Source organism: Streptomyces sp. NPDC039609 (assembly GCF_055596705.1).
The window spans coordinates 772,158-793,556 of sequence record NZ_JBVIUJ010000001.1 but is presented as its reverse complement, the minus strand read 5'-3'; the positions used below and the strand labels follow the sequence as shown (position 1 = coordinate 793,556).

The 21,399-nt window shown below is 73.3% G+C and carries 19 protein-coding genes; 16 read left to right on the top strand and 3 right to left on the bottom strand.

The genetic code is table 11. The features are described from left to right. Positions 1-80: 80 nt before the first annotated feature. From ACZ561_RS03505 to ACZ561_RS03475, 7 genes are all read left to right on the top strand, one after another. Entirely contained in the window at positions 81-1,109 is a 1,029-nt protein-coding gene (locus ACZ561_RS03505) for a 3-oxoacyl-ACP synthase III family protein (RefSeq protein WP_470989117.1), read from the top strand. Further along, positions 1,106-1,846: a glycosyltransferase family A protein gene (locus ACZ561_RS03500; protein WP_470989114.1), complete on the top strand. Its 741-nt coding sequence runs from the start codon at positions 1,106-1,108 to the stop codon at positions 1,844-1,846. The genes ACZ561_RS03505 and ACZ561_RS03500 overlap by 4 nt, the downstream gene beginning before the upstream one ends. Beyond that, positions 1,846-3,324: a class I adenylate-forming enzyme family protein gene (locus tag ACZ561_RS03495; RefSeq protein ID WP_470989111.1), complete on the top strand. Its 1,479-nt coding sequence runs from the start codon at positions 1,846-1,848 to the stop codon at positions 3,322-3,324. The genes ACZ561_RS03500 and ACZ561_RS03495 overlap by 1 nt, the downstream gene beginning before the upstream one ends. Continuing rightward, positions 3,321-4,100 (top strand): glycosyltransferase family 2 protein, encoded by a 780-nt coding sequence (locus ACZ561_RS03490; protein ID WP_470989108.1) that lies wholly within the window; start codon positions 3,321-3,323, stop codon positions 4,098-4,100. The genes ACZ561_RS03495 and ACZ561_RS03490 overlap by 4 nt, the downstream gene beginning before the upstream one ends. After that, positions 4,097-5,233: a cytochrome P450 gene (locus ACZ561_RS03485; RefSeq protein WP_470989105.1), complete on the top strand. Its 1,137-nt coding sequence runs from the start codon at positions 4,097-4,099 to the stop codon at positions 5,231-5,233. The genes ACZ561_RS03490 and ACZ561_RS03485 overlap by 4 nt, the downstream gene beginning before the upstream one ends. A 244-nt stretch (positions 5,234-5,477) precedes the next feature. After that, positions 5,478-6,389: an NAD-dependent epimerase/dehydratase family protein gene (locus ACZ561_RS03480; protein ID WP_470989102.1), complete on the top strand. Its 912-nt coding sequence runs from the start codon at positions 5,478-5,480 to the stop codon at positions 6,387-6,389. A gap of 125 nt (positions 6,390-6,514) precedes the next feature. After that, on the top strand, positions 6,515-7,666 hold the full coding sequence (locus ACZ561_RS03475) for a PP2C family protein-serine/threonine phosphatase (protein ID WP_470989099.1): 1,152 nt from the start codon (positions 6,515-6,517) through the stop codon (positions 7,664-7,666). Positions 7,667-7,697: 31 nt separating this feature from the next. Here ACZ561_RS03475 and ACZ561_RS03470 read toward each other — a convergent pair whose 3' ends face one another. Next, positions 7,698-8,225 (bottom strand): hypothetical protein, encoded by a 528-nt coding sequence (locus ACZ561_RS03470; protein ID WP_470989096.1) that lies wholly within the window; start codon positions 8,223-8,225, stop codon positions 7,698-7,700. A 167-nt stretch (positions 8,226-8,392) separates the two neighbouring features. Here ACZ561_RS03470 and ACZ561_RS03465 point away from each other — a divergent pair, with 167 nt between their 5' ends. Continuing rightward, positions 8,393-9,856, top strand: coding sequence for an FAD-dependent oxidoreductase (locus ACZ561_RS03465; RefSeq protein ID WP_470989093.1), 1,464 nt, complete (start codon positions 8,393-8,395; stop codon positions 9,854-9,856). On the opposite strand, the gene ACZ561_RS03460 is transcribed toward ACZ561_RS03465, so the two are convergent. Next, positions 9,828-12,182 (bottom strand): collagenase, encoded by a 2,355-nt coding sequence (locus ACZ561_RS03460; RefSeq protein WP_470989090.1) that lies wholly within the window; start codon positions 12,180-12,182, stop codon positions 9,828-9,830. The genes ACZ561_RS03465 and ACZ561_RS03460 overlap by 29 nt on opposite strands. Before the next feature lie 262 nt (positions 12,183-12,444). Between ACZ561_RS03460 and ACZ561_RS03455 the strand changes: the two genes are divergently transcribed. The 8 genes from ACZ561_RS03455 (at position 12,445) to ACZ561_RS03420 (ending at position 20,318) form a co-directional block, all read left to right on the top strand. After that, positions 12,445-13,638 carry an NAD(P)/FAD-dependent oxidoreductase gene (locus tag ACZ561_RS03455; protein ID WP_470989088.1) on the top strand — a complete coding sequence of 398 codons (1,194 nt, stop codon included), beginning with the start codon at positions 12,445-12,447 and terminating at the stop codon, positions 13,636-13,638. 44 nt (positions 13,639-13,682) lie between these two features. Beyond that, positions 13,683-14,030: a (2Fe-2S)-binding protein gene (locus ACZ561_RS03450; protein ID WP_470990049.1), complete on the top strand. Its 348-nt coding sequence runs from the start codon at positions 13,683-13,685 to the stop codon at positions 14,028-14,030. Further along, complete coding sequence (locus tag ACZ561_RS03445) at positions 13,978-15,540, top strand: FAD/NAD(P)-dependent oxidoreductase (protein WP_470989085.1); 1,563 nt, start codon at positions 13,978-13,980, stop codon at positions 15,538-15,540. Before ACZ561_RS03450 ends, ACZ561_RS03445 begins: the two co-directional genes overlap by 53 nt. Positions 15,541-15,681: 141 nt before the next feature. Next, the gene (locus ACZ561_RS03440; RefSeq protein WP_470990047.1) at positions 15,682-16,548 is read left to right on the top strand and encodes a dihydrodipicolinate synthase family protein; all 867 of its coding nucleotides are present in this window, start codon (positions 15,682-15,684) and stop codon (positions 16,546-16,548) included. Positions 16,549-16,561: 13 nt separating this feature from the next. After that, the gene (locus ACZ561_RS03435; protein WP_470989082.1) at positions 16,562-17,563 is read left to right on the top strand and encodes a proline racemase family protein; all 1,002 of its coding nucleotides are present in this window, start codon (positions 16,562-16,564) and stop codon (positions 17,561-17,563) included. A gap of 96 nt (positions 17,564-17,659) precedes the next feature. Continuing rightward, positions 17,660-18,376 carry a GntR family transcriptional regulator gene (locus ACZ561_RS03430; protein ID WP_470989079.1) on the top strand — a complete coding sequence of 239 codons (717 nt, stop codon included), beginning with the start codon at positions 17,660-17,662 and terminating at the stop codon, positions 18,374-18,376. Positions 18,377-18,414: 38 nt separating this feature from the next. Beyond that, entirely contained in the window at positions 18,415-18,672 is a 258-nt protein-coding gene (locus ACZ561_RS03425; RefSeq protein ID WP_470989076.1) for a LapA family protein, read from the top strand. Positions 18,673-18,683: 11 nt separating this feature from the next. Then, entirely contained in the window at positions 18,684-20,318 is a 1,635-nt protein-coding gene (locus ACZ561_RS03420) for a PP2C family protein-serine/threonine phosphatase (protein ID WP_470989074.1), read from the top strand. Between the two features lie 33 nt (positions 20,319-20,351). Here the strand turns inward: ACZ561_RS03420 and ACZ561_RS03415 are convergent, their stop codons facing one another. Further along, positions 20,352-21,359, bottom strand: a complete 1,008-nt coding sequence (locus ACZ561_RS03415; protein WP_470989072.1) for an AraC family transcriptional regulator — start codon at positions 21,357-21,359, stop codon at positions 20,352-20,354. Positions 21,360-21,399: the final 40 nt, after the last annotated feature.

Below are 21,399 nucleotides of genomic sequence, written 5' to 3'. Positions count from 1 at the left end.
GGCAACCGGGGGTTTCCCCCAGGTGAGTTGAGTACGCGCACTCAGGACGCGCCCCGGGATCCGCTCGTAGCCTCCGTGGCATGGAAAGTCATGATGCCGTCGCCGACGGCCCCCTCCGCATCGGGATCACCGGGACCGGCTCCTGCCTGCCCGAGCAGGTGGTGGACTCGGAGCAGCTGCGGCAGCAGGTGGTCGCCGGCAGTGGGTTCGCGCTGCCGGGCGGGATGTTCGAGCGGGCCACCGGGATCCTCACCCGTCGGGTCGCACGGCCCGACGAGTACGCCTCCACCCTCGCGGTCGGGGCCGCCCGCCAGGCATTGGAGCGGGCCGGTGTCGGGCCCGCCGACATCGACCTGCTGGTGTTCGCCTCCGCCACGCGCGACATGGTGGAACCGGCCACCGCGCACATCGTGCAGGCCGAACTCGGCTCCCGGGCACACGCCCTGGACGTCACCAACGCATGCAACAGCTTCGTGAACGGCATCGACCTCGCCCGCACCATGATCCTGGCGGGGCGTGCCCGGCGGGCCCTCGTCGTCACCGGTGAGACGCCGACCCGGGCCGTCCGGCACGACCCTGCCGATCTGGCCCAGTTCCGCGACGGCTTCGCCGGCTACACCTTCGGCGACGCGGGCGCGGCGGTGGTCCTCGAAGCGGTGGACCGCGGCGGGATCCTCGACGTGGACAGCGAGACCCACTCCGAGCACTGGCGCGTCGGCGGGATATTCGGCGGCGGTTCACGTCATCCGCGCGGCGACGAGCACACGTACTTCCACGGCGACGGCAGCGAACTGCGCGAGGTGTTCGAGAAGGTCGGCACGTCGGTGATCGACCGGGTCCGGCACCGTACGGGGCTCGAGTGGCGTCACTTCCGTCACGTCCTGGTCCATCAGGTCACCCTGCCGTACCTGGAGCGCTTCGTGGAGATCACCGGCGTCCCCAGGGACCGGCTCGTCGTCACCGTCCCCGAGCTCGGGAACATCGCCAGCGCGAGCCTTGGCGTCCAACTCGACCGGATCCACGAGGGGTTGCGCCCGGGTGACCGGGTCCTGTTCGTCGGTCTCGGTGGCGGTGTCAGCATCATGACGATGGTCTGGGAGATGGCGTGAGCGCGCTGTGGGTGGTGGTGCCCGCGCATCAGGAGGCCGCGCGCATCGGCGACACCCTGGCGGCGCTCGCCGCGCAGACGGACCGCGACTTCCAGCTGGTCGTGGTGGACAACGCCTCCGAGGACGACACGGCCGCGATCGCCCGCGCCTTCGCGGAGCGGGCGCCGTTCCCCGTCCATGTGCTCGACGAGCGGGACAAGGGCGTGGGCTGCGCCGTCGACACCGGGTTCCGGTACGCGATCGGGCGCGGAGCCACGCTGCTCGCGCGCACGGACGCCGACTGTCTGCCGCACCCCGGCTGGACGGCGGCGGCCCGGAGCGCGCTGCGGAGCGGCGCCGGGCTGGTGTGCGGACGGATCGACGCCCGCCGGGACGAGCACGGACCGCTGGGCCGGGCCCTGTTCCGTTCGCTCGTGCGCGTCGCGGCGTTCTTCGGTCGGGTACGCCCCGCGCACCGGGCCGGGAACGGCTACCTGGCGCCGTACCGGATGCACGCGGGCAACAACATGGCCATCACCGCGCGACTTTACGAGGCCGTCGGCGGGATGCCCCGCCGCCCCTCCCCCACCGATCGGCTCTTCCTGAACCGGGTGCGGCGGCGGACGACCGCCATCGTCCACGCCCGCGACATGGTGGTGGAGAACTCGACCCGGCGCCTTCGCGCCTACGGAATCGTCGGAACCGCCCGCTGGTACCTCGACAAGGGCCCGGGCCGTCACGGGGAGGACCCGCGCTGATGCTGGACGTACTCGCCCACACCCTGCGGTCGCACCCCGACCGGCCCGCCGTTCTCGGCACCACGCGCACCGGAGCCGTCCGTACGAAGGCCACCTGCGGGGAGCTCGCCGAACTCGCCGACTTGTACGCCGCCGCCCTGCACGCGCGCGGAATCTCGCCCGGCGGCACGGTCGGTGTCGCGGTACGGCCCGGGCCGCGCGCGCTTGCCGTGATGCTCGCCGTGCACCGGCTGGGGCTGCGCGCCGCGGTCCTCGACCCCTCGGCGGGTCCGGACGTCCTGCGCGCCCGGCTCGCGCTGGCCCGCCCGGACGTGGTCCTGGCCGACGCGACGGCGCAGGCGGTCGCCGGATGGGCGAGGCCACTGGCCCGCCGGGCCCGTCTCGCACTGCCTGACCTCGCCGATCTCGGACCGGTGGCAACGGTCGGCCCGCGACTGCCGGGCAGCGCCCCCGCGCTGGACGGCGGCGCCGGTACGGCTGTTCTGCCGCGTCCGGTGGACGGGGACGGCGACGCGGTCATCGTCTTCACCTCGGGCACCACCTCGCGGCCCCGCGCGGTGGTGCACACCCGATCCTCGCTGGCTGCCGGCATGGCCACGGTCACCGACCTCGTGGCGCCCGCGCCCGGTAGCCCGGTCCTCGGCGGTACGTTCTTCGTCCTCGTACCGTCGCTGGCGAGCGGTGCGCCCGTCGCGCTGCCCGCCCGATCGCCGCGCGTCCTGGCACGGCAGCTGCGTCGACTGGCTCCGCAGGCCACCTATCTGACGCCTCCTCAACTGCGTGCGGCACTGGCCGAGGAGGCGCGGTTCACGGGTCGGGTGTGGACCGGCTCCGCGCCGGCGAGCGCCGAGCTGCTCACGCGGGTGAAGGGGGCGGGGGCCGACGAGGCCTGGGGCGTGTACGCGCTCACGGAGCTGTTCCCGGCGGCGGCCGTCGAGCAGGCGGACAAGGCCGCGTTCGGCGGCGAGGGCGACCTGGTGGGCGCGCCGCTGCCGGGAGTGGAGGCCAAGACCGGGCCGACCGGGGAGCTGTTGCTGTCCGGTCCGGCGGCCCGCGACCGCTACCTCGGCGAGGAGCCGGCGCCCTGGGTCGGCACCGGCGACCGGGCGCGGCTCGACGAGAACGGCCGCATCGTCCTGGAGGGCCGCTGCAAGGACATGGTCCTGAGGGGGGCGGAGAACATCTACCCGGGTCTCTACGAGCCCGCGCTGCACGTGCCCGGTGTCGAACTCGCCGTGCTGGTGGGCGTTCCGGCCGGGGACGGGGACGAGCGTCTCGTCGCCGTCGTCCAGCCGCGCCGGGCGGCGGACCACGACCAGGTGCGCGCCGCGCTGGCCGAGCCGCTGGAGCGGATGGGCGCCGCGCGTCCGGACGCGCTGCTGCTCGCCGACATCCCGCTGTCCGGCCGCTCGTCGAAGCCCGACCGGGCGGCGACGGCGAAGCTGGCCGCCGCCCGCACCACGGGTGCCGCCCGATGACGGCCGCATCGGAGGCGGAGGCGGCTCTGTGGGCGGTCGTGCCCGCCTTCGACGAGGAGGCCTCCCTCGGCGCGACGCTCGCCGCCCTCGCGGCGCAGTCCGACACCCGGTTCACCCTCGTCGTCGTGGACAACGCCTCCACCGACGGGACCTCCGACATCGTGCGGCGCTTCGCCGCCGCCGCGCCCTTCCCCGTCCATCTCGTCGAGGAGCGCGAACCGGGCGCGGGTGCGGCCGCCGACACCGGATTCCGGTACGCCATCGCCGGGGGCGCCGCGCTGCTGGTGCGTACGGACGCGGACTGTCTGCCGGCGCGCGACTGGATCGCCGCCGCGAAGGCGGCGTTCGCCGGGGGCACGGAGTTGGCCTGCGGGCGCAGCCTCCCACGCCCCGACGAGTCCCCGTCCTTCGCGGAGCGGTACGTCCTGCCGGCCGTTGTCCGGGCGACAGCGGTCTACGGGCGTCTGCGCAAGGAGCACCGGCATCCGAGCTACCGCGCTCCGTACGTCCTGTGTCACGGGCACAACATCGCCGTCACCGCCGATCTCTACGTACGGTGCGGTGGCGCGCCGAGGGTCCCGTTGGAGGGGCCGCCCGAGGACGTCGTGCTGCTCAACCGGGCGCGCCTGCACAGCGATCGGATCGCGCGGGCCGAGCGGATGGTGGTGCGGGCGAGCCTGCGCAGGCTGCGGGCGTGGGGAGCCCGTCGGACCCTGCTGTGGTGCTGGGACCGCCGTTACCGCCCCAGCGACCCGCGGAAGGTGCACGTCCGGTGACCGGCTTCCCGACGGCCTCCGCCGTCCGTGCGGCGCGCCGCCGCGACCGACGGGTGTACACGCGCTCCCACCCGCTGCTGTTCGCCCTGCTCGCCGCGGTCCGGCGCAGGCCTGTGGTCCGCGTGGGCGGGGCCGTGCTGGTGAGCGGCGCGGAGCCGTACCGCCAGGCCCTCACCCGGATCCCGCTGGACCGCGCGGCGGCCGGCACCACCGGCGGTGCGGCCCGTGAACTGTCCGGCGGCGGGCTGCTGTTCGACCAGGACGGCGCGGGGCACCGCGACACCCGGCGGGGCGTGGCCGGGAAGCTGGGCGCGGACGGTGTGGCGCGGCTGCGGCCTGTCTGGCAGGCCGTCCTCGCGCGCCGGCTCGCCCCGCTCGGTGCGGGTCTCACGGTCGACCTCGTCCCGTTGGCGCGCGATTTGTCCGGGGCGACGGTCCGTGCCCTGCTGGACACCGGTGCCGACCCGTCGGCCCTGGCCGAGGCCGCCGCCGACGCGGCGGCGGCCGCGGTCCGGGACCATCTGCCCGGCCCCCGGCTGCCGGGCGCCGCCCGTGCGGCGGCCGAGGCGACGGCGCGTCTGGAGGCGTTGCTCGCGGGCGGGGAGGACGACGACGCGGGGCTGCGGGCGATGCTCGCCGTCGCCGCCGTCAACACGACCGTCGCCGCTCTGCCGCGCGCGGTCGCGTGGTGTGCGGACGGCGGGCTGTGGGAGCAGGCCGGCGACGAACGGCTGCGGCCGACACTGGTGACCGAGCTGCTCCGGGTCGTCGCCCCGTCCCCGCTGCTGCCACGCGTGGCTGCGGCCGACGCCACGCTCGACGGGTGTCCGGTCCGGGCCGGGGACCGGCTGGTGCTGGTGGCGCGCAACGCCGTGGGAGCGCACGGCACTCCGCCGGACGCCCACCACCCCGCCCCGCCCGCCGTGGCCCAACTCGTCTTCGGCGCAGGCCCCCACGCGTGCCCGGGCGCGCGGCTGGCCCGCGCACAACTGGACGACCTCCTCGCCACGCTCGCCCCCCACCGGCCGTCGGTGGTCCGCGCCCGGGTGGACCGCCGGGCGGCACTGCCGGGCTGGCGCGAGCTGACCGTCCGCGCGACGACGGCCGACCTCCGCACGGTGACCCGAGCATGACGGCGAACGCCGTCACCGGAACCGATGCCTCGTCGCCCCCGCCCGGGTGGACCGCCGGGCGGCGCGTCCCGGCCATCCGGGCAACCAACGCCGACCCCCGACCGAGTCCCGATCCCGACCGTCATCGCCGTCATCGGAGCCGCGAGCACCGACGACCTCGTCGCGCATCCCGCGGGCCTGGGTGGACCACGGTGCCGCCGACGATCCGCGCGACCACCGCCCACTCACACCCGGAGAGCCGAACATGACCACGATCGCCGTCACCGGAGCCAGCGGCTTCTGCGGATCCCATGTCGCCGCGCTCGCCGCCGCGCGCGGTGCCGATGTCCTGTGTGTGGGGCGGCGGCCCGGACCCGTCGGCCGGCACGTGCGCTGGGACGCCGAGAGCGGGCCGCCCGACCTGGGCGGCGCCGATGTCGTCGTGCACTGCGCGGCGGCCGTCGGCGACCCGGTGCCCGGTTCGCCGGCCGAGGCGACGATGCGGGCCGTGAACGTCGACGGCACCGCCCGCCTCCTGGAGGCGGCCGCGGGCCGGCCGGTGGTCTGGGTGAGCAGCGCCAGCGTGTACGCCCCGGGGCCGGGTCGGTCCCGGATCACGGAGGACCACCCCGTACGCGGGCAGTTGAACGCCTACGGTCGTACGAAGGCGGCCGGCGAGGCCCTCGCGCTCGCTGCCGGCGCGGTGGTGCTCCGCCCGCGGGCGGTCTACGGTCCCGGCGACCCCCACCTCGTACCGCGGCTGCTCGCCCGGGTCCGCGCCGGGCTGCTGCTCCTGCCCGGCCGCGACGTGCTCCTGAGCCTGACGGCCGTGGAGAACCTTGCCGACGCGTGTCTCTCCGCCGCCGACTGGCAGCCGGGCGCGTACAACATCGCGGACCCGGTGCCGTACCACCGTGACGAAGCCGTAGGGACGGTCCTGCGCGCCCATGGCGTACGCGCGCGGATCGGCCGGCTCCCCCTGCCCCTGGCGCGCGCCGCGGCCGCCACCGCGGAGTCCCTCTCCCGCCTCCGGCCGCACACCGAGCCCCCGCTGACCCGGTACGCCGTGGACCAGCTCGCCCACACGGTCGTCCTCGACGTCTCCAGGGCCGAGCGCCAGGGCTGGCGGGCACGGCGCACCCTCGCCGACTTCGCCGCGGCCGTCGCCGGGGGCTGACAGGGAACGTGCATGCCAGTCTCCTCGGTAGACCGGGAATCACGGTGTGTCGCCACAGGGGCGACACACCGCGCCGGAAGGCCGGGCAACAGGACATGCCCCGCCACCTGCGGTATGCCTTTCTCATGGATTCCCGGCGGCGAGGCATCTCTCCCCGCCTCTCCCGGCGCGGTGGGCGGCTGCTTCTGGCCGCTCCCTTCGCGCTGATCGCGGCGGTCACGGTGGCGGACATCCTGCTGCCGCCGGAGGTCCATCTCGGCCCGTTCCTGATCGCCGCGCCGGCGGTGACCGCGTCGTTCGCCGGTCCTCGGATGACGGCCTTCGTGGGCGCGGTCGCCGTCCTCGCGCAGGCGGTGGTGGCGATCGTGCGGACGAGCCTGACGGACCTCAACCACACCTACCAGATCGCCGCGCTGATCCTGATCTCGATCATCGTCACCTTCTTCGCGTACCTGCGCGAGGCGCACGAGAGGAAGGTGGCTCAGCTGCGCTTCATCGCCCAGGCCGCGCAGAGCGTCGTCCTGCGGCCGCTCCCTCGCCGGTCGGGTCCACTGCGGATCGCCTCGATCTATCTGGCGGCGGAGGAGGAGGCGCAGATGGGCGGCGACCTGTACGCGGCCGCACGTACGGGGTCGGGGACGAGGCTGCTGATCGGTGACGCCCGCGGCAAGGGGCTCGACGCGATCAGCGAGGCCTCGCTGGTGCTCGGCGCCTTCCGCGTCACCGCCCGCCGGGAGCGGGAGCTGCCCGAACTGATCGCGCACCTGGAGGCCGGTGTCGGTTCGGCCGAGGCGGACCAACGTGCGGACGAAGTCGGGATGTCCGTGAACGACGACGAGGCCCAGGAGGCGTTCGTCACCGCACTGGTGCTGGACATCCCCGATCACGAGCCGGTCGTGCGGCTTGCCAACTGCGGGCATCCCTCACCACTGATCCTGCGGAAGGGGCGGGTCGTCGCCCTCGACAGTGCCGAACCGAACCCGCCGCTGGGGCTCGCGGGCGTCGTTTCCCCCGTCGTCGCCGTGGAGTCCTTCCCCTTCGATGTCGGGGACGTGCTGCTGCTCTACACCGACGGCGTCGTCGAGGCGCGTGACCGCGACCGTGCCTTCTACCCCTTGGTCGAGCGGCTCGCGGCATGGGCAGGGGACGATCCGCAGACCCTGCTCGGCCATCTCCGGGACGACCTCCACGCGTACGCGGGCGGTCACCTCGGCGACGACGCGGCGCTCGTCGCGGTCGAACGGCTGGCGCCGGAGCCCTGGGGCCGCAACGAATGACACCGCCCAGAGGGAGTCCTACGGCTTCCGCTCACGGCGTGGGGGCGAGCGCGCGGGCCAGGGCCGTGAGCAGCGCCGCGCCGTCGTGGGTCGCGATCATGAGGCGTTCGCCCCGGCGTGTGGTGACGACCACGCTGTCCATGCCCATCGGCACGGCCCAGCCGCCGCCGACCAGCCGCGGCGCGCTGCGGTCGGCCGCCTGGAGACCGGCGAGGGGGCTCTGGACCGCGCCTGCCGACGCCGCGTACCGCCGGCCCGCGCGGGGCTTCACGAGTCGCATCGCCGCGTGGACGGAGTCGGGGTCCACCTCGGCGAGGGGGATGCGCTCGCGGCCGACGCGGAGCATGCCGCTGCCCGGGTCGATGCGGACGCGGTGGTAGATCGCCTTCGAGATCGGGACCGCGATGCAGGGCACGAGGACCAGCAGGTAGGCCGCCGACACGAGCAGCCAGACCCCGGTGTCCTCGGGCAGCGCGTCCGCTCCCAGCCGGACGACCATCACCAGGTAGACGGCGACGCACAAGACGGTCCAGGTCTTGGGCAGCTTCTCGACGTACATGCGGGGTTCCTCGATCTTCGACGGCAGAGTCCCATCCTCGGGACTCCACCGGCCGTCGTCCTGAGTACCCGTACTCACTTCATGGAGGTCGACGGCCGGGCGGCGCATGGTCGGCCCCCGGGCGGGGCACGCGCGGGGCAGCAGCCCCGTTCGGGAAGGAGTGCGCCATGCCCGCGGACGCGCACATCGGTACCTCGTACTGGATGCACGGCACACCCTCTCCCGACCGCCCCGCCCTCACCGACGACCTGACGGCCGACGTCGTCGTCATCGGGGGCGGCATCGCGGGCCTGTGTACGGCGCACGAGCTGGTCCGAGCAGGACGTGAGGTCGTACTGCTGGAGGCCGACCGGGTCGCCGGCGGGGTCTCCGGCCACACCACGGGCAAGCTCACCGCCCTGCACGGCCTCACCTACGCGGCGCTCCGCGACGCCCACGGCCTCCTCGCCGCCACCCGGTACGCCCGCGCGCAGCAGGAGGCGCTCGACCACGTGGTGGGCCTGTGCGCGGAGCTCGGCATCGACGCCGAGCTGGAGCGGGCGCCGGCCTTCACCTATGTCACGGACGAGGAGCGGGCCGGGGAGATCCGCGCGGAGGCGGCCGCGACCCTGGAGGCCGGGCTCGACGCCTCGTACGTGACGGAGACCGATCTGCCCTTCCCGGTGGCGGCGGCGGTGCGGCTGGACGGCCAGCTCCTCTTCCACCCGCGCAGGTTCCTGCTGGGTCTCGCCGAGGATTTCGTCGCCCGGGGCGGCACCGTCCACGAGCACACCCGCGTCACCGAGCTGCGGGAGCTCGCGGCGTGCAAGCTGGTCACGGAGGGCGGTGTGACCGTGCACGCCGAGGATGTGGTGGTCGCGACGAACTTTCCGCTGATCGTGCACAGTTCGCTGATCACCAGGCTGACGGTTCGCCGGGAACTGGTGGTCGCCGCCCCTGTCCCCACGGCGACGGCGCCCGAGGGCATGTACCTGACGCCCGAGGACGGCACCCGGTCGGTGCGCACCGCCCCGTACGACGACGGCCACCGGCTGCTGATCGTCACCGGCGAGGCCTTCGAGCCCGGTACCGATCACGCGGGCGACCGGCTCGAGCGGCTGACCGGGTGGGCCCGCCGGGCCTTCCCGGGGTTCGGTGAGTCGGGGACCACCTTCCGGTGGGCCGCCCAGGACGTGCGGTCGGCGGACCACGTTCCGTACGTGGGTCATGAGCACCCGGACACGCAGCATGTCTTCGTCGCCACGGGCTTCGGCGGCTGGGGCATGAGCAACGGGGTCATGGCGGGCCGTCTGCTGGCCGCCCATGTGACCGGCGCCCCACGCCCGGACTGGACCGAACTCTTCGATCCGCGCCGTCATCTGCCCCTGCGGGAGTTCCCGGACGTGGTGCGGGCGCAGGCGTCCGTGGCCCGGCACTACCTGGTCGCACGGGCGCCGCGCTGCACGCACATGGGCTGTGAGCTCGGCTTCAACGAGCTGGAGGACACCTGGGAGTGCCCCTGTCACGGCTCGCGCTTCGCGGCGGCCGACGGGCGGGTCCTCCAGGGGCCCGCGACCCGCCCCCTGGAGGAGGCGGGTCCGACCCTGGAGGGTGCGGGCGGGGTCAGCGGCGCAGCGGACCCTCACAGGTGAAGCCGGCCGTTCCGGCGCGGCCGCCGGTCCAGATCTCCACCGGGCCGAAGGAGCAGTTCATGTCGTTGAAGTTGTCTCCGCCGCTCCGGCTCCGGTCGAGGACGAAGTAGTCGACGGTCTCGGACATGTCCTTGAAGACCTTGTCGGGGTCGGTCGCGTCGGCGAGGTTGGCGGTGATCCGGCCGGTGCAGAGGAAGCGCGGCAGCAAGGGGTCGCCGCTTCCGGTGCAGGTGGGCGTGTTGCCGGTGGCGGCCGCGAAGGCGGACCGTATCTGGTCGGGGGTGGCGTGTCGCAGGCCGGCGGTCGGCTCGTGGGTGGTGTCGGGCACGAACAGCTCGTCGACGCGGGCGATCTGCCGGTCGAGGAAGGCGTCGTAGGCGGCCTGTGTCCCCGCGTCCTTGCCGACGGTGTCGCGCCAGGTGTCGTAGCCCCGGACGTCTCCGGCGCGGAGGTAGCCGTACATGGCGCGGAGCAGGGCGGGGCGCTCGGTCCACAGGTACTCGAAGAACGTGCCCGCGTAGCTGTAGAAACGGAAGCCGTCGCCGTCGTAGGTGGCGTGCAGGATCTGGTCGACGGTCATGCGCGGGCCGCCGGAGGCGGTGTCCCTGATGACGCTCTCGACGAGCGACTTGCGGACCGCGATGCCGTCGTCGCGGGTGGCGCCGTCGAAGAACTCCGCGGTGCCCTCGTCCATGGCAGTGGTGCGGTCGTTCTCGTACCACGGCCCCTCGCCGAAGAAGCCGGGGACGGCGAAGCGGCCGTTGAGGTAGTGGACGTACTCGTGCCGGAAGAGCTCCTCGAGCGTGAGGCTGGAGTCCTGCGGCACGCGCCGCTGGTACGTGTAGAACGTCGCGCCGCGCTCGATGTAGATGCCGCCGTTCTCGGTGCCCATCCCGGTCAGGATCGGGTGGTACGTCTCGTAGTCCTGGCGGGAGGCGTAGAGCACGATGTTCAGGGCGGTGTTGGGATCGCCGGCGAGCGGCTGCTCCGTGCCGAGTACCCGGTGGAACTGGGCCTTGACCTGCTTGCTCGCGTAGTAGAGCTGGTCGACGGTGGCGCGGGCGAGGCCGGTGCGGACCTTGATCGCCCCGTTGTCGTACGTGTACGTGTACGGGAAGATCCTCGCCTCGATGTCGGCCTTGCAGACCTTGTACGGGGCGCAGGCGTCGTAGAAGTTGAGCCAGCCGACGAGAGAGGCCCAGGGGGCGCTTCCCGTCCCGAAGCCGGTCTCGACCGGACCGAGCAGCCCGCCGAGGTCGGCGACGATCCTGCTCCTGAGGCTGTCGATCTGGCCGAAGCGCCCGTACTCGCCGAGAGCGTCGCGGACGACCCAGGCGTTGGCGGTGTTCTTGAGGTGCGTGTGGGTGGAGAAGTCCTTGAACGCCGCGCGGTAGCCCGCGTTCTGGGCGACGGCGGCACGGAAGGCGGTGTCCTGGTTGCCGGGGTAGACGCCGAGGTAGTTGACGGAGAGCGCGGCGAGGGCCGCACCGCCCCAGCCGGGGTCTCCCGAGGTCTGCGGGTGGCCGGCGCCCATGCGGGCGAGGACTTGGGCGATCAGGCCGAGTTGGTGCTGCCGCAGGCCGGGAGCGCTACCGGTGTAGAGGGCCTCGCGGAGCGTCTGGGCGTTCTCCGGGGTGACGTCGAAGGTGTGCGAGGCATAGGCGTAGGCCGCGGTGGCCGCGCGCATGGTCTCGACGGTGGGGGCGTCGGTGATGTCTATCTCGGACCGGCTGAAGTCGTGGTACGCGACGGCGTGGAGGTACGTGAACATCTCCAGGAGGTGGCTGGAGTTGGTGCCGTCGTGGTCGGCGGCGAGGCTCTTGATCCGCTTGGCGACGGCCTGCACATGTGCGTCCGACATCACGGGGGCCAGGCGGGCGTCCCAGGTCCAGATGAGACCGCGCAGGCAGCCGTCGGCCTCGACGGCGGGGTCGGCGAGAAAGTCGGCGAACTGGGCGGGGGTCAGTCCGGTGATGCCGTCGAGCGTGCAGGGAACACCGGCCCGGGTGGTGGCCGCGCTTCCGATACGGGCCCGGTCCTGGGAGCTCGGGTCGCTCTGCGGTCCGGGAACGCGTCCGGCGGTGACACCGCGGGGCGCGGCGGCGGGTCCTGTCTTCGCCGCGGGCGCCTCGGCGAGGCGGTCCACCTCGTCGTGCGGGTTCGGGGCGTAGGCCGCCGGGGCCGTCGGACCGGCGTTCCGCGGTGCGAAGGTGGCCGGTGTCTTCATGGGGGCGGCGGCCTGGGCCGAGTACGCGAGCGGGGCGGTGAGGCCGGTCGCGAGCACTGCGGCGAGAAGGGTCGTGCGCACGGCTCTGTGCTGGGACACGAAGTCTCCTGTGATGGGGGGTGAAGTGGTGAACTTCCCTTGAGCGCAGGGCTGTTGACGTGACGCTGCCCTGAACATGACATGTAACATAGCAATGTGAAATTGCACTGAGAAGCCTTGCGCACCGTCAGTTTCCGTTACCCATGGGCCGCTTGAGGGTTCACGGGAACGAATGAGAGGGCGGGAACACCCACGAAAGCCGTTGCCATCAGCGCATGTTGGACCTCTTGGCGAGCACGGTGGCATGTGAAATATTACCGACGTGCCCACGAGACACCTCTCCGCGGCGACCGACGTCATCATCGTCGGCGCCGGAATGATCGGCGCGGCCTGCGCGTACTACTCCGTACGCGCAGGCCTCACCGTCACCGTCCTCGACCGCGGCCCCGTCGCGGGCGGCACGACCGGCGCCGGCGAGGGCAACCTCCTGGTCTCCGACAAGGAGCCGGGGCCCGAGCTGGATCTGGCGCTGCTGTCGAACCGCCTGTGGCGCGAACTCTCCCCCGCTCTTCGGACGGAGGCCGAGTTCGAGCCCAAGGGCGGCCTGGTGGTCGCCTCGGACGGGCACGGCCTGGAGGCCCTGCGACGGTTCGCGAAGGCGCAGAGCGCGGCAGGCGTCGAGGCGTACGAGATCCCCGGTGAAGGGCTCCACGACCTGGAGCCCCATCTCGCACCGGGCCTCGCGGGCGCGTTCCACTACCCCCAGGACGCGCAGGTGCAACCGGCGCTGGCAGCGTCCCGGCTGCTGCGCGCCTCCTGCGCCACCGTCCGCACCGGCACGGAGGTCACCTCCGTACTCACCGGTGCGGACGGTTCCGTACGCGGGGTACGGACCGCCGACGGCGGCGTGCAGCACGCCCCGTACGTGGTGAACGCGGCCGGGAGTTGGGGCGGCGACCTTGCCCGGCTGGCCGGCGCGGAGCTTCCGGTCCTTCCCCGCCGCGGCTTCGTGCTGGTCACCGAGCCGCTGCCGCGGGTGGTGCGGCACAAGGTGTACGCGGCGGACTACGTCGCGGACGTCGCGAGCGACTCGGCCGCCCTGCAGACCTCTCCGGTCGTCGAGGGGACGCCGGCGGGGCCGGTCCTGATCGGCGCCAGCCGGGAGCGGGTCGGCTTCGACCGTACGCTCTCGACACCGGCCCTGAGCCGGCTGGCCCAGGGCGCCGCGCGGTTGTTCCCGGTCCTCGCCGGCGTGCGGGTGACGCGGGCGTACGCGGGATTCCGCCCGTATCTGCCGGATCATCTTCCGGCGATCGGACCCGACCCGCGCGTACCGGGGCTCCTCCACGCCTGCGGACACGAGGGCGCCGGGATCGGACTGGCCCCGGCGACGGGCCTGTTGATCTCCCATTTCCTGACCGGGACCGCGCCGTCGATGGACGCCCGCCCCTTCCGACCGGAACGGTTCTCCGACGCGGAGCGGCGCTCCGCCCGGCCTTTCGGAGAGGCCACATGACCCGGGACGACCCGTCCACCGTTCCCCTTCCGTTGGGACTGCGCATGATCCGTCGCTTCAGGCACCGCGTGAGCCGGGCCCGTACCCCTCGGTCACTCGTCGACGCCCGGCCCGGTCCGGCGATCACGTTCACGTTCGACGGGCGGCCCGTCACCGCCCTGCCGGGGCAGTCGCTCGCCGCCGCCCTGTGGGCGGCGGGGATCCTCTCCTGGCGGACGACGCGCGCCGGAGGGAAGCCGCGCGGGGTGTTCTGCGGGATCGGCCAGTGCTTCGACTGTCTGGTCACGGTCGACGGCCGTCCGAATCGGCGTGCCTGTCTCGTCCCGGCCGAGCCGGGCCATGTCGTCACCACCCAGGAGGGACACGGCCGTGCCGAACTCGACGCCCGCTAGCGGCGATGGGGATCCCGCGGTGACCTCCGCCGGCTACGACGTCGTGGTCGTCGGTGCCGGTCCCGCCGGAATCGCCGGTGCCGTCGCCGCCGCCGAGCGCGGCCTCTCGGTGGCGCTGCTCGACGGTGACGCCGGGCTCGGCGGCCAGTTCTACCGGCAACCCGCGGCCACGCTCGGCGCCGCCCGGCCTGAGGCGCTGCACCACGACTGGGCAGCCTTCGACGGGCTGCGGCGGCGGTGGGAGGCGAGCCGGGGCGTCCATCTGCCCCGGCACCACGTCTGGACCGTCGCCTCGGAGCGGAGCGGGGTGCCGGGCGCGGGCACGGACGGCGCCTCATGGGCCGTGCACGCCGTCACCGGGCCCGACGGGGACGGTGACCGGCCCGTGGTGGTGCGGGGCCGTGCCGTGCTGCTGGCGACCGGTGCGGCCGAGCGTCACCTGCCCTTCCCCGGCTGGACCCTGCCGGGTGTGATCGGCGCCGGGGGTGCGCAGGCGATGCTCAAGTCCGGGCTCGTGCTGCCCGGCGGCCGGGTCGTGGTCGCGGGCAGCGGTCCGCTACTGCTCGCCGTGGCCTCCTCCCTGGTGGCGGCGGGAGCCCGGGTGCCCGCCGTGGTCGAGGCGGCGGGCTATCTCGGCTACGCACGGCGGCCCGGTGTGCTGGCCGCCGGCCCGGGCAAGTTGGCGGAGGCGCTCGGGCATATGGCGCCGTTGGCGCTGCACGGTGTGCGGCCCTACGCGCGGCACGCCGTGGTCCGTGCGCACGGAGCCGAGCGGGTGGAGGCGGTGACCGTCGCCCGTCTGGACGGCGACTGGCGCCCGGTGCCCGGGACCGAGCGGCGGATCCCCTGCGACGCGGTGGCCGTGGGCCACGGTCTCGTTCCCCGGATCGACCTGGGTACCGCCCTCGGCTGCGCGACCCGCGCCACTCCGGACGGCGCGACGGCCCTCGTGGTCGACGCCGGTCAGCGGACCACGATCGCGGGCCTGTGGTCGGCGGGCGAGACTGCAGGTGTCGGCGGCGCCCGACTGGCCATGGTGGAGGGTGAGTTGGCGGGCACCGCGATCGCCGCACGGCTGGGCGGATCATCCGTCGGAGGGTGGCCCGCGCGGACGCGTTCCCTGCTGCGCGCACGTGCCCGGCTGCGGGCCTTCGCCTCGCTGATGGCGACGGCGCACGCACCGGGCGACGGCTGGTACGGCCCCGGCGGCTGGCTCGACGACGAGACGGAGGTGTGTCGTTGCGAGGAGGTCGACGCGGGGCGCGTCCGCGAGGCGGTCGAGTACCTGGGCGCGGGCGACGCCCGTACGGTGAAGCTGCTGACCCGGGCGGGCATGGGCTGGTGCCAGGGCCGGGTCTGCGGGCCCGCCGTCGCCTGCCTGGCGCGCGGAGGGGCGCGGGACGTCGCACTCCCCGGCTCCCCCGAACGCCGCCCGTTGGCCGTCCCGGTGACGCTGGGGGGGCTCGCCGCACTCGAACCGGACCCGGACCGTTCGTGGGGCGGCGACTGAATCCCGTTCGGGCTGGATCCCGTACCGACAAGGGACGCAACTGACATCAGTAACATGTCACATTTCACTGACGAAGGGCTTCACGTGACCGTCACCCCCGCACCCGCCGACTGGACCGCCACCCACCCCTGGCGCGGCATCATGGTCGCCACCGCCCTCCCCTTCCGCGACGACGACCTCACCGTCGACCACGACGCCTATGCCGCGCACGTCCGATGGCTGCTCGACAACGGCTGCGACGGAGTCGTGCCCAACGGTTCGCTCGGCGAGTACCAGACCCTCACCGCCGAGGAGCGCGCCCGGGTCGTCCGTACGGCCGTCGAGGCGGCCGGTGACGGGGCGCGGGTGATGCCCGGGGTCGCGGCCTACGGCAGCGCCGAGGCGCGCCGCTGGACCGAACAGGCCGCCGAGGCGGGCTGCGGATCGGTCCTGCTGCTCCCGCCCAACGCCTACAGGTGCGATGCCTCCGCCGTACGCGCCCACTACGCCGAGGTCGCCGGTGTCGGACTGCCCGTCGTCGCGTACAACAATCCGCACGACACCAAGGTGGACCTCACCCCCGATCTGCTGGCCGCGCTGCATGCGGACGGCCACATCGTCGCGGTGAAGGAGTTCAGCGGCGACGTGCGCCGGGCGTACGAGATCGCCGAACGCGCCCCGGAGCTCGATCTGTTGATCGGGGCCGACGACGTGCTGCTCGAACTGGCCGTCGCGGGAGCGGTCGGCTGGGTCGCCGGCTACCCGAACGCCTTCCCCTCCTCCTGTGCGGAGCTGTACCGTTCCGCCGTCGCCGGCGACCTCGAGCGGGCGCTGCCGCTCTACCGCGCGCTACACCCTCTGCTGCGCTGGGACTCGAAGACGGAGTTCGTCCAGTCGATCAAGCTGTCCATGGACATCGCGGGCCGGCCCGGCGGACCCTGCCGCCCGCCGCGCTCGCCTCTCACCGGCATCACCGAGGCCGAGGTCCGCGCCGCCACCGAGAAGGCCGTCGCAGACGGCCGGCACTGAGAGGAGCCCCGTCGTGCGCACCCGTCACGTGTTCCACGCCGTCGACTCGCACACCGAGGGAATGCCCACCCGTGTCATCACCGGTGGAGTCACGCCGATCCCCGGCGCCACCATGGCCGAACGCCGGCTGCACTTCATCGAGCACCTGGACCATCTCCGAACGCTGCTGATGTACGAGCCCCGCGGTCACGCCTCCATGAGCGGCGCGATCCTGCAGCCGCCGACCAGGCCGGACGCCGATGTCGGCGTGCTGTTCATCGAGGTGTCCGGGCTGCTGCCGATGTGCGGGCACGGCACGATCGGGGTGGCGACCGTGCTGGTGGAGACCGGGATGGTGCCGGTGGTCGAACCGGTGACGACCGTCCGCCTCGACACCCCCGCCGGCCTGGTGCGTGCGGAGGTACGGGTCGAGGGCGGTGTCGCGAAGGCGGTGACGCTGACCAACGTGCCCGCGTTCTGCTCCGCCGTGGGCCGGGAGGTGAAGGTGCCCGGCTTCGGCACCGTCCCCTACGACCTGGCCTTCGGCGGCAACTTCTACGCCTTCGTCGATCTGGACGCGCTCGGGCTGCCGTTCGACCGGGACGGCAAGGACGAGCTGCTCAGGGCCGGCCTTGCGATCATGGAGGCGATCAACACCGCCGAGCGCCCCGTCCACCCGGTCCGGCCGGAGATCGGCGGCGTCAAGCACGTCCATCTCACCGCGCCCGGCTCGGACGCGCGCCACTCGCGGCACGCCATGGCCATCCATCCCGGCTGGTTCGACCGCTCCCCCTGCGGCACGGGCACGTCCGCGCGCATGGCACAACTCCATGCCCGCGGGGAGCTTCCGCTGCACCAGGACTTCGTCAACGAGTCCTTCATCGGCACCCGGTTCACCGGTCGGCTCATCGAGGAGACCGAGGTAGGAGGTGTGCCCGCGGTGGTGCCGACCATCACCGGGCGCGCGTGGCTCACGGGAACCGCGCAGTACTTCCTCGACCCGGAGGACCCGTTCCCCGGTGGGTTCCTGCTGTGAGCTGTCACGCGCCGTGAAAACGTGAAATTGTACGGTGGTGCGGCGCCACGCCCCGGCGGCCGGACGGCGCGACAAGCGGAAGTCGGAGAACGGCACATGGGCCATCTGAAGCAGAGTCATCTGATCACCACCCGGGAGCGCCTGCGCGACCAGGTGGCCCACGCTCTGCGGGCGGCGCTGATCTCCGGCGAGCTCGAGCCCGGCGAGGTGTACTCGGCGCCGGGTCTGGCCGAGGACTTCGGGATCTCGGCCACTCCGGTACGGGAGGCGATGCTCGACCTGGCCCGTGAGGGCCTGGTCGAGCCGGTGCGCAACAAGGGCTTCCGGGTCACCGAGGTCAATGAACGCGACCTCGACCAGTACACGGACATCCGGCTGCTCATCGAGGTGCCGACCGTGGGTCGGGTGACGCTGACCGCGGACCGCGACGAGCTCCGGGCGCTGCGTCCGATCGCCGAGGAGATCGTGGCGGCGGCGCGCGCCCACGACCTCATCGGCTATCTGGAGTCCGACCGCCGTTTTCACCTCACGCTGCTCGGCCTCTCCGGCAACGAACGCCTGGTCGAGACGGTCGGCGACCTGCGCAAACGGTCACGACTCTACGGTCTGACGGCCTTGGACGAGCGCGGTGAGCTGCTGCCGTCGGCGGAGGAGCATCTGGAGCTGCTCGACTTCATGCTGGCGGGTGACGCGATGGGCGCCGAGGCCTGCATGGTCCGCCACCTCAGCCACGTACGGTCCCTGTGGGCGCGGGACGAGGCCCGTACGGCGCCGGCCGCCGTGGCACCCGCTCCGCGCAGCGCGTCCGGGTGAGGTCGAGGTCCTGGGCAAAACAGCCGATAATGGACCTCATGAGCCGTAAGGCAGCAGCTCCGAACCATCCCCACTCGACTCTGTCCTACAAGGGCCGGGACATGCGTCTGCGTACGATCGCCTTCGTGATCCTCGCGGGTCTGGCGATCTGGTTCATCGCCGCGAACACGGGGTCGGTCACGATCAGGCTGTGGATCCCCACCGTCACCCTGCCTCTCTGGAGCGTCCTCACGGTCACGCTCCTCGTGGGAGTCGTTCTCGGCCTGTACATCGCCCGTCGGCGCCTACGGCGCTGACCTGAGCACGCATGGGCGACACGGAACCGCGGCTGGACCGCGGCGAGGCCCTCGCGGCCACGGGCGTGGGCTGCTTCCTGTGGGTTCCGGCCACCGGGCAGCTGATCCTGGACCCCGTGGGCCGCGACGCGCTCGATCTGCTCCCCGGGGAGTACCGCGGGCTGGCGGAAGACCTCCGGCCCAAGATCCTCCGGGACGACTGGACACTGCTCTCGGGTCTCTCCGCGGCGCTGCGGGGCGGCCGCAAGGACGCGTACAGCGCCTACTTCCGCGTCGCCCTCCACGACGGTCGCAGCCGCTGGACACACGTTCGGGGGAACGTCGTGCGTGACGGCTCGGACGGGGTCACGCGGGTCGTGGGGGTGGTCCGTGACGCCACTCTGGATCTGTCCCCCTCTTCGCTGCGGCCGCCGGCCGACGAGGACAGCGATCACCTGCACACCCTGGGCGAGGCGGCGATCGCCCTGGCCCGGGCGATGAGCGTGCACGAGGTCGCCGCAGTCCTCGGCGACGAGCTGTGCCTGCGCGGGCTCGGGGTGAAAGCCATGTCACTCGCCGTGCTCGAACAGGGCCGGCTCCGGCTCGTCCGCACCGTGCTGTCCCTGGACGATGCCGAGCCCCCGCAGAAGTCCCGGCTCGCCGACTCGTGGCCGCTGAACGACGTCGTACGCTCCGCCAGGCCACTCTTCTTCACATCGGTGCCCGACTTCCTCGACCGCTACCCGCGGCTGGCGCCGCACCGGCACGGCTTCCACGCGACGGCCGCAGCGTTCCTGCCGCTGGTCGAGCAGGGGCAGCCGCTCGGCGCCATGGGCATGTTCTACGAGGACACGAGCTCGTTCTCGCTCGCGGACCACACCCTGATGACCGCGTGGTCGAGGGCGGTGGCGCGCGCCCTGCACCGGGTCACGATGCTCGACCGATCGCGGGAGATCGCCGCCGGTCTGCAGAACGCCATGCTGCCGCGCAGGATCCCCGAGACCCCTGGCGGACGGATCACCGTGCGGTACCGGACCGCGCGGCAGGGCGTGCGGGTCGGCGGGGACTGGTACGACGCGGTGACGCTGCCCGACGGCGGGGTGGGCGTCGCCATCGGCGACGTGCAGGGCCATGACACCGAGGCGGCGGCGCTCATGGGGCAGCTGCGCGTGGCCATGACCGCGTACGCGGCGGAGGGCCATCCGTGCGAGTGGGTCCTCGCCAAGGCGTCGGCCTTTCTCGCCGAGCTGGGCGCCGACCGCTTCGCCACCTGCCAGTATCTGCGGATCGCTCTCGCCACCGGCGCGGTCCACGCGGCCAACGCGGGCCATCCGCCACCGCTGCTGCGCCGTACCGACGGCACGGTGGACCGTCTGGAGCTGGCCGGCGGTCCGCCGCTGGGGCTCCCCGCCGACTGGGACCTCACGACGTATTCGCCGACCTCGGCGCGGCTGGCTCCGGGCGAGACCCTGCTGCTGTACAGCGACGGCCTGGTCGAGAGGCCGGGCGAGGACATCGACCGAGGCCTGGCCCGGCTGAGCGCCGCGTTCTCGGCGGGCCCGGACGATCTGGAGGAGCTCGCCGACCACCTCCTCGACACGCTCACCCCGGGCCCGCACGCGGAGGACGACGCCGCTCTGCTGATGCTGCGCCGGGACACGCCGTGACCGCTGGGGCTCGGGTGGCGGGGCGGCCGTGCTTCAGGCGGGAAGGCCGTGGCGGCGGGCTTCCTTGGGGGTCGTGCCCCACCATCTGCGGCAGCAACGGTTCAGGGCCGACTGTTCGGAGAGAGCCAGGAGACCCGCGATCTGGCCGAAGGGAAGGTCGGTGGCCGTGAGATAGCGGCGGGCGGCGCGCCGGCGTTCCTCGTCGAGGAGCGCGGCGAACGTCGTGTTCTGCTCCGCGAGCCTGCGTTGGAGCGTGCGGGGATGGAGGTTCAGCAGGTCGGCGACGGTCGCGATCGTCGGTGCCGAGGTGCCCAGCGACTGACGGACCGCGGCCCGGACGCGGGTGGGGAGGTCCGGGCTCCCGCCGGGAGTGTGCTCGGCGAGGAACGCGACCGCCAGATCCCGCAGATGCGTGTCACCGCCGGCGAGCGGACGGCTTTCGAGCGTGTGCGGCACGCGCAGCAGGGCGGCGGGCCGACCCGTGCGCACGGGCACGCCGTAGAAGTCCTCGTACGCGGACAGGGGAGCGGCCGGTACGTGCGGCAGCTCCACCGTGCACAGCCCGTACGGTCCGGTCAGGAACATGATCGAGCGGTGGATGAAGCCGAGACTCAGGTCCAGCGCCTGCGGCGGGAACTCCCGCCCTGGCGCGACGCCCAGGCCGAGCGCGACGATGCCCGGTGTCCCGTACGGATCCGGCTCCAGGCCGAACCGCATCGATTCGGTGTGGACGAAGAGATAGCGGACGGTGCATGCGAGGGCGTCGCCGAGGGTGGGCGAGTTCTGGATGGCGAGCGCCAGGGCGCCGAGCATTCCGAGCTCCTGACGTGCCGCCATGCGCAGGCCGAGGTCGGGACAGCCGAGTTCGGCGGCGGCGAGCTCCAGGACCGTGGCCACGGCCTCGTCCTCGACGAGCAGGTCGTCGGAGTCGAGGGCCGCGAGGGGCAGGTTCACCCTGCTTACGAACTCCTCGGCGTCGCCGCCGAGCTCCGCGACGGTCGCGCGGAAGCCCCGCAGGCCGGCCGACCTGATCACTGGCATGTCGCCCAGGGTCAAGAATCTGTCGTCCGGAGTCAATTCC

Coding starts and splice junctions, on each gene's coding strand:
- ACZ561_RS03445 (WP_470989085.1), top strand. CDS start 13,978: ATGTCGTCACCACCCAGGAGGGACACGGCCGTGCCGAACTCGACGCCC.
- ACZ561_RS03475 (WP_470989099.1), top strand. CDS start 6,515: ATGGATTCCCGGCGGCGAGGCATCTCTCCCCGCCTCTCCCGGCGCGGT.
- ACZ561_RS03470 (WP_470989096.1), bottom strand. CDS start 8,225: ATGTACGTCGAGAAGCTGCCCAAGACCTGGACCGTCTTGTGCGTCGCC.
- ACZ561_RS03505 (WP_470989117.1), top strand. CDS start 81: ATGGAAAGTCATGATGCCGTCGCCGACGGCCCCCTCCGCATCGGGATC.
- ACZ561_RS03425 (WP_470989076.1), top strand. CDS start 18,415: ATGAGCCGTAAGGCAGCAGCTCCGAACCATCCCCACTCGACTCTGTCC.
- ACZ561_RS03495 (WP_470989111.1), top strand. CDS start 1,846: ATGCTGGACGTACTCGCCCACACCCTGCGGTCGCACCCCGACCGGCCC.
- ACZ561_RS03415 (WP_470989072.1), bottom strand. CDS start 21,359: ATGCCAGTGATCAGGTCGGCCGGCCTGCGGGGCTTCCGCGCGACCGTC.
- ACZ561_RS03465 (WP_470989093.1), top strand. CDS start 8,393: ATGCCCGCGGACGCGCACATCGGTACCTCGTACTGGATGCACGGCACA.
- ACZ561_RS03420 (WP_470989074.1), top strand. CDS start 18,684: ATGGGCGACACGGAACCGCGGCTGGACCGCGGCGAGGCCCTCGCGGCC.
- ACZ561_RS03430 (WP_470989079.1), top strand. CDS start 17,660: ATGGGCCATCTGAAGCAGAGTCATCTGATCACCACCCGGGAGCGCCTG.
- ACZ561_RS03450 (WP_470990049.1), top strand. CDS start 13,683: ATGATCCGTCGCTTCAGGCACCGCGTGAGCCGGGCCCGTACCCCTCGG.
- ACZ561_RS03480 (WP_470989102.1), top strand. CDS start 5,478: ATGACCACGATCGCCGTCACCGGAGCCAGCGGCTTCTGCGGATCCCAT.
- ACZ561_RS03440 (WP_470990047.1), top strand. CDS start 15,682: ATGGTCGCCACCGCCCTCCCCTTCCGCGACGACGACCTCACCGTCGAC.
- ACZ561_RS03490 (WP_470989108.1), top strand. CDS start 3,321: ATGACGGCCGCATCGGAGGCGGAGGCGGCTCTGTGGGCGGTCGTGCCC.